This is a genomic window from Allobosea sp. 05T438 (genome assembly GCF_056396025.1).
The window spans coordinates 32,685-44,875 of record NZ_JBFTKQ010000014.1 but is presented as its reverse complement, the minus strand read 5'-3'; the positions used below and the strand labels follow the sequence as shown (position 1 = coordinate 44,875).

Here is a 12,191-nt window from a genome sequence, read left to right as displayed (position 1 = left end):
TGATCTCAGCGATTCTGGCCGGGCACCCAGAGGACGTCCCCGCCGGCCTTCGCATTGAGGAAGCGGGAGGCGACGAACAGGAAGTCCGACAGGCGATTGATGTATTTGAGCGCGGCCGCTCCGACCGTCTCGCCCTCCGTGGCGGCGAGTTCCGTCATCAGCCGTTCGGCGCGGCGGCTGACGGTGCGGGCGAGATGGAGGTGGGTCGCGGCGGGCGTCCCGCCGGGCAGAACGAAGGAGCGCAGGGGCGCAAGGCTCTCGTTCATCCGGTCGATCTCGGCCTCCAGGCGATCGACCTGCGCCTGGACGATGCGCAGCGGCTCGAAGGCAAGGGGCTTGTCCGTCTCCGGCGTGGAGAGATCGGCGCCGAGATCGAAGAGGTCGTTGCTGATGCGGCCGAGCATGGCATCGACCTCGGCGTCTTCGCCCTCGGCATGGAGGCGCGCCAGGCCGACACAGGCATTGGTCTCATCGACCGTGCCGTAGGCCGCGACGCGCAGGTCGAATTTCGGGCGGCGCGGCCCGGCCGTCAGCCCGGTTGTGCCGTCATCGCCGGTGCGGGTGTAGATGCGATTCAGCTTGACCATGCGACGCTTATAGCGCGGCACGGTCGGGACGGAAGCGAGGTTTTCTGCTGAGGCTGGTTGCTAGAACGTATAGCCGAGCCGCGCGCCGATATTGGCCGGGCCTCGTGGCGAAGACCCTGCACGATCGCCGCAGCCGGCCGTGCTGAAATGCTCGAGCGTGGTGACCAGGCTCCAGCGATCGGAGAGCCGCACACCGAGCGCCGCGGCCTCGCGGGTACCGGTGTTGCAGCCGACGTTGAGGCGATTCTCGGGGACGAAGCCGGTCTTGCCGTCGTTCAACGCTGCGCCGAAGCTCGCTTCGACGAAGACGTCCCGCGTGACGTCGAAACTCCAGGTCGCTCCGGCATAGGCGTAGCGGGTGCCGTTGAGGTTCAGGCTGGTGCCGAGATTGAAGCGCGGGATGAAGGCGGCTGCGATTCGGTCCTGCAGGGGGATCAGGCGAGGCGAGAGCACCTCCGCTCCCACGTTGAGAAGGCTGCCTTCGCGCCCGCCGGGGTTGGCGAGCCCGGCGCCGATGCGGGTTTCCCAGGCCGGGGCCGGCGGCTCGGTCGCGGGAGCGTAGCTGGAGACATTGCCGGAGAGAGAGCGGGTCTGTGCCTGAGCCGAAGAGGCGGCCAGACAACCGGCGAGGAGCAGCAACGCGACGCGAACCATGGGCCTTCGGCAGAGTGTGAGAGAGCAGGCGTTAGTGAAGCACACACACTCGTGTTCGGAATGTGGCAGAGCCCGCGAAGCCAGGGCTCTGTTCACAGCTAATCGTTCCAAAAACGTCAATGACGTCAATCAATTGGGCGGGATGTCGCGGCGGGTCAGCCGTTGCGCCACCAGAGCACGGTGACGATCAGGATGATGGCGACGAACTGCAGCACGACGCGCAGACGCATGAGCTTCTGCGAGGTGTCGGCACTGCCACCGCGCAGCATGTTCACAAGACCGAGCAGCAGCACGACAGCGACGGCGCCGACCGCGACGGAGACAAGAGTGTTCGAAAGCGTCATCGTGAAAGCCTGTAGAACGGAGCCCGGTCCGTGACCAGCGGCGGGATGCCGCGCCGGAAGATCGGGGTCAGCTTGTCGCGGCGTTCTGCGCGAGGGCCCGGCCGCGCACGGTCTGCGACAGATCGTCCGCAAGGGCCCGGCTGATCGCCGGCAGCCCTTCGAGCAGGTCGGGCATGAAGGCCTGCGACGGCGGCGGCCGCTTCGCCAGGGCATGGATCGCCCTGGCCATGACGAGCGGATCGCGCTCGCCCTCGCCGGACTGCGAGGGGTCGCAGAGCATTTCGACCAGGCTCAGTTCGTCCGCCCGCTGCGCACGGATTGCCTGCTCCAGGCGAGGCTTCACGCGCGGCACGATCAGCGCCGGCTTGTCGAAGGAGAGGATCTCGCAAAAAGTGTTGTAGCCGCCCATCGCCACGACGCAGTGCGCGCGATTCATCAGCAGTTCGAGGCGAGGCTCGAAGCCGAGACCCTCCAGCTTCGGATTGCGCGCGATCCGCTCGGCGAAGTCCTTGCGCTTCTCGCGTGACATGAAGGGCCCGAACACGATCAGCGCCGGCAGCGCGATGGTCGGGTCGGCTTCATAAGCCGAGATCACCCAGTCGATCACGCCGGCACCATCGCCGCCGCCGCCGGGGGTGACGAGGACGAAGGGCTGTTTGGTGATCCGCGGATAGCGATTCGGCGGCATCGGGCTCGGGACCGCACGCTTGAGATAGCCGACATAGCGAATCTTGTCGGCGAAACGCTGCTGGTCGGGCAGGCCGCTCAGGGGTTGGTAGATGCCCTCCAGCCCATAGACGAAGATGTCGTCGTAGATGGTGTCGAGCGCGTCGAGCGCGCCGCTATGGCGCCACTCCTCCAGCAGCGTGGCCGGATCGTCGAGCACGTCGCGCACGCCCAGCACGATGCGGGCGCCGCGGCGGCGCAGGATGTCGAGCGACGGCTTCAGCTCTCCGCGCAGGCCGACGGGCTCCTTGTCGACGATGACGACATCGGGATCGAAGGAGAGGACGGTCTGCTTGATCAGGTCGGTGCGCAGCCGCAGCGTGTCGCCGAGATCGAGGTTGAGGTGGTGCGGCTCATAGCGGCCGTCGCTCTGCTTCTCGATGCCGGGGATGCGGACATAGTCGATCCCGTCGCCGAACTGGAAGCTCGAGATCACCGAAGAACCGGAGACGATGATGACCGAGATGTGCGGAAAGCTGGCGATCAGCGCATTGGCGATGGCGCGGCAGCGGCGGATATGGCCGAGACCGAAAGTGTCATGGCTGTAGATCAGCACACGCGGCGCATGAGGGCTGCGCGGCGCCCTTTCGGCTCCGATCAAATCGATGACGTTGGAAGACATCGGATGCCGCCCTCCGCAAAGGCCAGACGACCTCTTGGCGAGGACGAACGCAGCTCGGAACCAGTTTAGAGCGCTTATAGCGCGGCGAGGTCCGTCAACCAAGCCCGTGCGGGTGGTGACATGCAGGATTCATCTTAGCCGGTGCGACGCCTATACTCTGGCAGGAAGAAGCTCGGCCGGATCAGCGAGATGCACGGCCGGATGGGCGGCTGCAAGGCTCAAGATGTCGTGGAGAACGGACCAAGCGCCTTCGTCATGGTCGCGGTGATGCAGGAGCAGACCGAGCGCGGCCGCCTGATCGGGGCCCTCGCCGCGCATCGCGATGATTTGTGCCACGATCTCGGGCAGAAGGTCATCCGCGCGCCGGCCCATGCGGCCGCCATGCCAGTCCATGACATCGATTCGGGTGTTGAGTAGGCGGGGGCCGCCGGCGGGACCGTGGCGATAGTTGCGGAAGCATGACAGACCGGAGAAGCCGAGGCTGCCGAGCCGGGCGGCGTGGCCGGGGTCGATGCGATTCCATGGCGGCACGAAGACCGGCATGATGTCGCCGCCGATCAGCTCGCGAAGGCGATCGCGGCCCTCGGCGATCTCGCCATCGACGGCTGTCCTGTCGCGATCGGGGCCGAATTCCGACTTCTTTCCGCCTGCCGGAGCATGGTTGCGATGCCAGACGCCGTGCTGGCAGGGACGCAAGCACGGCATGCCCTTCAGGGCCGATGCCAGGGCGGGTTCCGCCAGCATCGGGATTACCGCCAGCAGGACAGTTGCACCATGGCGTTCCGCCAGAACCGAAAGCCGCGCCAACGCCGGGCTCGGCGCGACCGCGTCGTCGTCGCGGAGCCATAGCCGCAGCTGCCGGCCGGCGGCCTGCCAGTTGTCGAGTTCCCGCGACAGAGCCTGCCAGTGCGTCTCGTTCATGACGCGACGCTGCCTGCGGCCCTGAGCTTGTCGCGGCGGTGGCGGCAGGCGAGGTCGAGCCCTTCGGCCAGCCTTGCGGCGGCGCGGGCGTTCGTACGCTCGTCCAATACGAAGCGGCGAGCATCGTCTCCCATCCGTTCACGGCGCGCCCTGTCCCGCAGCATGGCGACGAGATGACCGGCGAAAGCCGCTTCGTCGCCTTCCGGCGCCAAGAGCGCTGTCTCTCCTGACATCACCGTCGCGGAGACGCCGCCGCTGTCGAAGGCGACCACGGGCAGCCCGACCGCCTGGGCTTCGAGATAGACCAAGCCATAGGCCTCGCGTACGCCCGGCCAGACGAAGATGTCGTGCCGCGCCAGCTCGTCGAGCGCCCGCTCGCGCGGGATCAGGCCAAGCCAATCGATTCGTTCTTGCGGCAGGCAGGCGAAGGCCTGCTCGATCTCGCCGCGCTGGCGGCCGTCGCCGACGATGCTCAGGCGCCAGTCCGCATCGGGAATGCGCGCCAGGATGCGGGCGAGCGTCAGATAGCTGTTCTGCTTCGTGCCCTGGCGCATCATCGCGATGGTGATCAGGTGGGGAGGTCCGGGATGGTTCCGGCGCTGCGGCGGCTCCTTCTCGAAGGTGATGAAGGGCGGGAGCTCCAGAAGGGCGGTGCCGGGCTGGCGCCAGGGTTCGAGCCCCTGGCGGTCGCGATCGGTGAAATAGAAGTGGACGTCGCCCGCCGTGAGGCTGTGCCGGACGATTTCGGTCTGGGCGCTCCATTGATCGAAGGCGCGGCGCTCGGAGTCGCTGGCTTCGGCCGTGACATAGGGGATGCTGAGGGCATCGGCGATCGCAGGGCCGAGCAGGTCCGGGGCGCGGTAGTAGTTGTGATAGGTGAACCAGAGGTCGGGGCGAGGGCTATCGGAGCGATAGCCCGCCAGCAGCCGGTCACTGAGCCGTGCAGCGTCGGCGCGATGCTGGTCGAGGCAAGCCGGATCGGCGCTGGGCAAATAGCCGCGGGTGGCCCGGACAGGCTCGACGACATGGCCCAATGTCTCCAGTGCCGCGACGAGCTGGCGCGCCATGCGGCGGTCGCCGGAGACGCCGCCGTCGTCGAACAGGTTCAGCGGAGTGTGGAATGCGATGCGCAAGGGGATACTGGAAAGGGGCGGAGCGTAGCTGGTCAGCGATAAGGATCGGCTGCATCGCGCAGGCCGTCGCCGAGGAAGTTGAAGGCGAGGATGATCACGATCACGGGCACCACCGGATAGAGCAGCCAGGGATAGAGCGCCACCACATTGATGTTCTGTGCCTCGTTCAGCATCACGCCCCAGCTGGTGATCGGGGGCCTCAAGCCCAGGCCAAGGAAAGAGAGCGCGGTCTCGCCGAGGATGGTCTTGGGTATGGTGATGGTGGCCGAGGCGATGAGGTGGCTCATGAAGCCCGGCACCAGATGCAGGCCGATGATGCGGGCGGGCTTCGCGCCCATCAGCTGGGCGGCGACGACATAGTCCTCCTCGCGCAGCGACAGCAGCTTCGAGCGGACCGAGCGGGCAAGCCCCGTCCAGTCCATCAGGCCGAGGATGATGGTGATGCCGAAATAGACCACCACCGGGCTCCATGACGGCGGCATGATCGAAGCCAGCGCCAGCCAGAGCGGGATATGCGGCAGCGACTGCACGATCTCGATGATGCGCTGGATGACGAGATCGACGCGGCCGCCGTAATAGCCCGCGATGCCGCCGATGATGACGCCGAGCACGAAGGAAACGGAGACGCCGAGCAGGCCGATCGAGAGCGAGATGCGTCCGCCATAGAGGATGCGCGAGAACATGTCCCGGCCGAGCCGATCCGAGCCGAGCCAGAAGAAGGTGCCGTCCTTGGGCGGGCAGACCAGGCGCCAGTTGCCGGGGATCAGACCCCAGAACTCGTAGCTGTCGTCGCCGCGGCAGAAGAAGCGCAGCTTCTGCGGCCGTGTGCTGTCGACCTCGTATTCGCGCTTCAGGTTCTCCATGTTGAGCCGCATCTTGTACGGGTAGACGAAGGGGCCGATGAAGCTGCCTTCATGGAAGAGGTGGACGCTCTGGCCCGGCGCGCGGATGAAGTCGGTGTTGCGCGTGGTGTAGTGGTAGGGCGCGAGGAATTCGGCGAAGGCCGCCATCGCGTAGATCGCCACGATGACGAAGGCGGAGATGACCGCGAGCTTATGGCGGCGGAACTTCCACCACATCAGCTGCCATTGCGAGGCGAGATAGATCCGCTCCTGCTCCGGCGTCATCGCCTCGGTGGCATAGGGCTCGAAAGGCGCGGTCGAGGCCGCGTGCGGCAGCGGCGCGCCATCGGGCGGAAGTGTGTTGAGCAAGTTCGCCGTCACTTGGTCGCCGTCCCCTGCAGACGGATGCGCGGATCCAGGATGGCGAGCGCGATATCCGAGATCAGCACGCCGATCACGGTCAGAAAGGAGAGGAACATCAGGAAGGAGCCGGCGAGATACATGTCCTGGGCCTGCAGCGCCCGGATCAGCAGCGGGCCGGTGGTCTGCAGCGAGAGCACGATGGCGACGACCTCGGCACCCGAGACGATCGAAGGCAGGATGTCGCCGATATCCGAGATGAAGAAGTTGAGTGACATGCGCAGCGGATATTTGCGCAGCGCCTTGCCGGGCGGCAGGCCCTTGGCGCGGGCGGTGACGTAGTACTGCTTCTGGAGCTCGTCGAGCAGATTGGCGCGCAGCGCCCGGATCATGCCGGCGGTGCCGCCGGCGCCGATGATGATGACGGGGATCCAGAGATGCTCCAGCACGGATCGGAGCTTGGCCCAGCTCATCGGCTGGTTGAGATATTGCGGGTCGACGAGGCCGCCGATCGAGGTGCCGAACCAGACATTGGCAAAATACATGAAGACGAGCGCCAGCAGGAAATGCGGCACTGCGAGACCGATCAGGCCGATGAAGGTCAGCCCGTAGTCGCCCCAGCTGTATTGGTGCGTGGCCGAGTAGATGCCGATCGGGAAGGCGACGACCCAGGTGAAGACGATCGTGGCGAAGGAGACCAGCATGGTCAGCAGCAGGCGGTCTCCGACGATCTCCCTGACCGGCCGCTGATATTCGAAGGAATAGCCCATATCGCCCTGAAGCAGGCCCGCGACCCACCAGAAATAGCGCTCGACCGGGGGCTTGTCGAAGCCGTACTCCTGCTTCAGGAACTCGATGCGGCTCATATCGGCCTTCTCGCCCTGCGCCTGCATTTCGGCTGCGAGAGTCTCGAAATAGTCCCCTTCCGGGAGATTGATCACGGTGAAGATCAGCGCGCTGGTGACCAGCAGCGTCGGGATCATGATCAGGATGCGCTTGAGGATGTAGCGGAACAGCACGGATCAGCCTTTGGTCTCTTGCCGATCGAACCAGAAGGTGTCGGGCATATAGCGGCCGATGAAGGCGCCGGGTTCGAAGCTGTAGAGGCCGACCTCGGGCACGTTGCGCAGGTCGCGGGAGACGACGATCGGCTGCAGCGTGCTGTTGATCACGCCGATGGTGAAAACCTGCTCGGCATTGATGGCCAGCATCTTGTGCCAGATGGTGCGGCGCTGGTCGCGCGTCGAGCTCATCCGCCATTCCTCGTAGAGCCGCACCAGCTCGTTGACCTCGTGCGAGGCCGGTCTTTCGCCCTCGCGGCCGCTGGTCTCGATGAACTGGCCCCAGCGCGGCCACTGGAACTGTGCCGACGAGGTCGGCGACAGCGCATCCGGTTCCATGTCGGAGGTGATGAGCGCGTTGTCCATGCCGGCCCAGGCCGACATGATGGTCTGCCCCGCGACGATGCGGCGGCGGAAGACGTCGCGCTGCGTGGAGCGCGGGTAGATCTTGATGCCGACGTTCAGGAAATCCTGCTTGAGCAGGTCGAGGATGTCCGTCTCCTCGGTGTTCTCGCCGGCTGTCTCGATGGTGAATTCGAGCCTGCGGCCGTCCGGGAGCAGGCGCACGCCGTCATCGTCGCGCTTGGTCAGGCCGATCTCGTCGAGAAGCCGGTTCGCCAGATCCGGGTCGTGCTGGATCCAGAGCGAAGCGAGCGTGGGATCGTAGAGCGGGCTCTCCGGCAACGCCGTATTGGCGCTTTCGCGCGCCAACCCGAAGAAGATCACCTTGTTGATGTCGGCGCGGTTGATCGCGACCGAGATCGCGCGGCGATAGCGTACGTCGCGATTGAGGTCGCGCCAGATCGGATCGATGGCGTTCAGATTCGGCAGAAGGGCGAAATAGGCGCCCTCGGCCCGTTTCCAGAGCCTGACCTCGAAGTTCATCCGCTTCGAGGCTTCCTTGAGGAAGGTGTAGTTGTCGAAGCGGATGTAGCGGGCCTGAAGATCGGCCTCTCCGGCGGCTGCCTTGGCCGGGATCAGAGAGCTTGTGCCGATAGTCAGCGTGACCTGATCGGCATAGGGCAACTGCCGGCCCTTCTCGTCGACGCGATGGAAGAAGGGGTTGCGCTCGAACACGAATTGCTCGGCTGGCAGCGGCGTGGTGTTGCGCCAGGGCTCGAGTGTCGGAAGGTTTGGGTTTTCCGGCCGGTACATGCGTGAGAGGCGTTCATGCAGCGCACCCCAGTCGCGCACACGGTTCTCCTTCACGCGCTTGACCAGCTCGTATTTGGGCGCGTGCTTCTCGTGGAACTGCTTGAGGTAGCCCGAGGGCATGAAGATGTAGGTCGGCTGCGCGCCCGCCAGCGCCGGCAGGAAGATCGGGTTCGGCATTTCCCAGCTGTAGCGAACCTCGGTCTCGCTCAGCACTTCAAAGAAGGGGAGATTGCCGCCGGCGAGCATCGCCTGGGGCGGTCCGCCGGGCGACAGGCGCTTGTTGTTGGCGACATCCTCCCACCAATAGCGAAAATCTTCGGTGGTGAATGGCGAGCCGTCGGACCAGCGATGGCCGGCGCGCAGCCGCAGCGTGAAAACGCGGCCATCCTCGACGTTGCAGCTTTCAAGCACGTCCGGCACGAGCTCGAGGTTCTCGTCATAGACCATCAGGCGCGTGTAGCCGTAGAGCGTCATCATCCGGACATCGCGCTGGTCGCCCATCAGCATGCGGATATTGCCGCCATGGCGTCCCGGCGTGCGGCCGAGCTTGCCGAGATCGATGAGGCGGGGCACGGCGGGCAGGCGCTGCGCCACCGGCGGCAGGGTTCCCGCGTTGACCTTCTCGGCGAAGAAGGGGCTGTCGATCGGGGCAGGCTGAGCCGGCTGGGCCAACGCGCGGCGGGGCAGGGCGGCTCCGGCGAGCGCGGCCGTTCCCAGCAGCAGGGCGGCGCGGCGCGTCGTATGCGGGGAGCGGAAGGTCATGGGACCATCTCCCGGACATCGGCATTGGGCCGCGCGAGGACGTAGTGGCCCTCTCCGAGCGACAGATGCGCCAGGGCGGAGGCGTCGGAACCGACCTTGAAGGCGTCACCCCAATGGCTGTCATCGGAAGCACCGCCCGGCGCCGCGAGCTTGAAGTCGAGCTTGCGATCGAGATCGGCGAAGGGCACGGAGCGCAGCAGCGCCTTGGTGTAGGGGTGGACCGGCTTGGTGAAGAGGCTATGGCGCGGCGCCAGTTCGACGATGCGGCCATTGGCCATCACCGCGATGCGGTCCGCCATGTAATTCACCACGGCGAGGTTGTGCGAGATGAACAGGAAGGTGAGGCCCCGCTCGGCCTGGATGTCCTTCAACAGGTTGAGGATCTGCGCCTGCACGGAGACATCGAGCGCCGAGACCGGCTCGTCGCAGATGATCAGTTCGGGATCGAGCGCCAGGGCGCGGGCGATGCCGATGCGCTGACGCTGCCCGCCCGAGAAGGAATGCGGATAGCGATTCAGGAAGCGAACATCGAGGCCGACATCCTGCATCAGGGAGCGAACCCGTTCATCCTGGGCTGCAGAGTGGCCCCTGTCATGGACCGCTAGCGGCTCGCGCAGGATGTTCATCACCGTCATGCGCGGCGAGAGCGACGAGACGGGGTCCTGGAAGATCATCTGGATGCGCGGGCGGAAGGCGCGCAACGCGTCGCCCTTCAGCCCGAGCACGTCGACCCGTTCATGGCCGTCGTCGAAGATGACCTCACCGGAATCGGCGGTAATGGCCCGCATCACGATCTTGCTGACCGTCGTCTTGCCGCAGCCGCTCTCGCCGACGAGGCCGAGGCATTCGCCACGGCGGATGTCGAAGCTGACATTGTCGACGGCCTTCACGGCGCTCTGCGTGCCCTTGCCGAAGAAGCTGCGAGAGCCGGTGACATAGGTCTTGTGCAGGTTGCGGACCCGAAGCAGCGGCGTGTTCTCGCGATCCGCTGGCGGCGGAGCGGGGCGTGGCGCCGCCGGGGGGCGGGGCCTGGCTTCCCGGAGCGCGACGAGGCGCTCGCCCTCCTGCATGTCGAAATGCGGCGAAGCGTTGAGCAGCGCCTTGAGATAGGGGTGGCGCGGCTGCCGGAAGATGTCCTCGACCGGGCCGCGCTCCAGAATCTCACCGTGGAAGATCACCACCACCTCGTCGGCCATGTTGGCGACGACGCCGAGATCGTGGGTGATCAGCAGGATCGCCATGCCCATCTCGGCCTGGAGATCGCGCATCAGGTCGAGCACCTGCGCCTGGATGGTGACGTCGAGCGCCGTGGTCGGTTCGTCGGCGATCAGCAGGGCCGGCTTGCAGATCAGGGCCATGGCAAGCATGGCGCGCTGGCGCAGACCGCCCGATAGCTCAAAGGGATACAGCCCATAGGCGCGATGGGCGTTCTTGAAGCCGACGCGCTTCAGCATGGCCTCGATCAGGCCGCGCGCCTCCGCCTTCGGCATCGGCCGGTGCAGGAGCAGAGCCTCTTCGATCTGGTTGCCGATGGTGTGGACCGGAGAGAGCGACGACATCGGCTCCTGGAAGATCATGCCGATGCGGCCGCCACGCAGCGCACGAATCTCCGAACCTTCGGCGGGCAGGGCCGCGATGTCGATCACGGTCTGTGGCGCCAACGGGTCGCGGAACAGGATCTCGCCCCCGGTCACGGCGCCCGCGCGGGGCAACAGGCCCATGATGGCCTGCGAGATCACCGATTTGCCGGAGCCGGATTCGCCCACGAGCGCGACCGTCTTGCCGGCCGGCACGCGCAGGCTCGCGCCCTTCACCACCTCGCGAGACAAGCCGTGAACGGTGAAGCCAATACGCAGGTCGCTGATGCGCAGGATATCCATGACCCGATCTGACGCCACTCCGGAACCGTCCGCAATTCACCTGACGTCACTAGACGTCTAAAGTTCGGTCTTGCCAATGATTTTCGACACATCGACTCATTCGGCCGGACATTGGCCGAGCCGGATGACATCGCTGCAACGCGGCCCGCGGCGGAAATCGGCGTAGCTGACGCTCCAGGGGAGGCGGCCGGGAGCACGATAGGGGCCGAATTTGAAGTACTGGTTGGTGTCGAGGCCCGGGCCGCCTTGGCCGATATGCCCGCGGATGGTCACGATCGGGACGCCGTTGGCCATGATCTCGATGCGTCCGTCGCCGTGGGGGCCTGGTTGCGATCGGATGACGAAATCGATCCAGCCCATCCGGGCTGCCGGCAGGTCGGCATGGCGCGTGACCTGGATGTCCGGGGCGCAGGCGTTGAAATAGCCGGGGTAGCTCCCGCGCGGTGCGCCAGCCTCAACGGCGACCAGAGCCCGCGTCTGATGAACGTTCGGGTGGTCAAGCACCAGCGCCTCGCCGGGGCGGCAGCCATCCGGGCGCTCCGGGCTCCCGATCGGATAGGAGACGACGCGATCCGTCTCGATGGTGATGCCGAGATGCCCCCGATAGAGTCGCAGCGCCAGGAAGGGCGAGTCGTCTCCCTCGGCGGCGGGCCGGGCCTCGCGCTTCCATTGGGCGATCACATATCTGCGATCGTCCTGCGGCAGCGGATCGTCGAGACGCACGGCCAGCCCGTACCAGACCGTGCTGCGGTAGGGAGCGAGCACCTCCGGGCGCTCCCAGACCTCGGCGCGTTCGCTGCAGTTGACGCGGTGGGGCGGGCAGGACGCCATGACCGTCAGGGTCAGCGCCCCGGTGCCGCGCAAGGGCGCTGCAGGGCCGAAAGCCACCCGGCCGCCGCGTTGCTCGAAGCTCTTCTTATAGAATAGCCCGCCTTCGGCGGCGAAACCGCCTTGGTCGAAGCCATCGTGCAGCAGGAGAGAAGCGTTGCCCGCTGCGACTTTGGCGCAGGCGGATGCCAGGGGAGCGGCGACGACAATCACGAGAGCAGCGCAGCCAAGGGCCGCGCGTAGCAACAGACGCTTCACATCTCTCCCCGACGCGGCGCGATCCGGGTGTGCCGCCGCCTCAAAGTGGCTCGCATTG

Annotated in this window: 11 protein-coding genes; all 11 read right to left on the bottom strand. The window is 66.1% G+C overall.

Going from position 1 to position 12,191, the window contains the following annotated elements:
- Nucleotides 1-5 precede the first annotated feature (5 nt).
- Nucleotides 6-587, bottom strand: a complete 582-nt coding sequence (locus AC1DIN_RS22625) for a cob(I)yrinic acid a,c-diamide adenosyltransferase (protein ID WP_476811396.1) — start codon at nucleotides 585-587, stop codon at nucleotides 6-8.
- A gap of 60 nt (nucleotides 588-647) precedes the next feature.
- Nucleotides 648-1,241, bottom strand: coding sequence for an acyloxyacyl hydrolase (locus tag AC1DIN_RS22620; RefSeq protein WP_476811395.1), 594 nt, complete (start codon nucleotides 1,239-1,241; stop codon nucleotides 648-650).
- 155 nt (nucleotides 1,242-1,396) lie between these two features.
- Entirely contained in the window at nucleotides 1,397-1,585 is a 189-nt protein-coding gene (locus AC1DIN_RS22615; protein WP_441472514.1) for a twin transmembrane helix small protein, read from the bottom strand.
- Between the two features lie 67 nt (nucleotides 1,586-1,652).
- Nucleotides 1,653-2,933, bottom strand: coding sequence for a glycosyltransferase family protein (locus AC1DIN_RS22610; RefSeq protein ID WP_441472515.1), 1,281 nt, complete (start codon nucleotides 2,931-2,933; stop codon nucleotides 1,653-1,655).
- 150 nt (nucleotides 2,934-3,083) lie between these two features.
- On the bottom strand, nucleotides 3,084-3,854 hold the full coding sequence (locus tag AC1DIN_RS22605; protein WP_476811394.1) for a polysaccharide deacetylase family protein: 771 nt from the start codon (nucleotides 3,852-3,854) through the stop codon (nucleotides 3,084-3,086).
- Nucleotides 3,851-4,987 (bottom strand): glycosyltransferase family 4 protein, encoded by a 1,137-nt coding sequence (locus tag AC1DIN_RS22600; protein ID WP_441472517.1) that lies wholly within the window; start codon nucleotides 4,985-4,987, stop codon nucleotides 3,851-3,853. The genes AC1DIN_RS22605 and AC1DIN_RS22600 overlap by 4 nt, the downstream gene beginning before the upstream one ends.
- 32 nt (nucleotides 4,988-5,019) lie before the next feature.
- Nucleotides 5,020-6,198 carry an ABC transporter permease gene (locus tag AC1DIN_RS22595; protein ID WP_476811454.1) on the bottom strand — a complete coding sequence of 393 codons (1,179 nt, stop codon included), beginning with the start codon at nucleotides 6,196-6,198 and terminating at the stop codon, nucleotides 5,020-5,022.
- An 8-nt stretch (nucleotides 6,199-6,206) separates the two neighbouring features.
- Nucleotides 6,207-7,205 carry an ABC transporter permease gene (locus AC1DIN_RS22590; protein ID WP_441472673.1) on the bottom strand — a complete coding sequence of 333 codons (999 nt, stop codon included), beginning with the start codon at nucleotides 7,203-7,205 and terminating at the stop codon, nucleotides 6,207-6,209.
- A gap of 6 nt (nucleotides 7,206-7,211) precedes the next feature.
- Nucleotides 7,212-9,167: an ABC transporter substrate-binding protein gene (locus AC1DIN_RS22585; protein WP_476811393.1), complete on the bottom strand. Its 1,956-nt coding sequence runs from the start codon at nucleotides 9,165-9,167 to the stop codon at nucleotides 7,212-7,214.
- Nucleotides 9,164-11,047, bottom strand: coding sequence for an ABC transporter ATP-binding protein (locus tag AC1DIN_RS22580; RefSeq protein WP_476811392.1), 1,884 nt, complete (start codon nucleotides 11,045-11,047; stop codon nucleotides 9,164-9,166). The genes AC1DIN_RS22585 and AC1DIN_RS22580 overlap by 4 nt, the downstream gene beginning before the upstream one ends.
- 96 nt (nucleotides 11,048-11,143) lie before the next feature.
- Nucleotides 11,144-12,133, bottom strand: a complete 990-nt coding sequence (locus AC1DIN_RS22575; protein WP_476811391.1) for a polysaccharide lyase family 20 protein — start codon at nucleotides 12,131-12,133, stop codon at nucleotides 11,144-11,146.
- Nucleotides 12,134-12,191 lie beyond the last annotated feature (58 nt).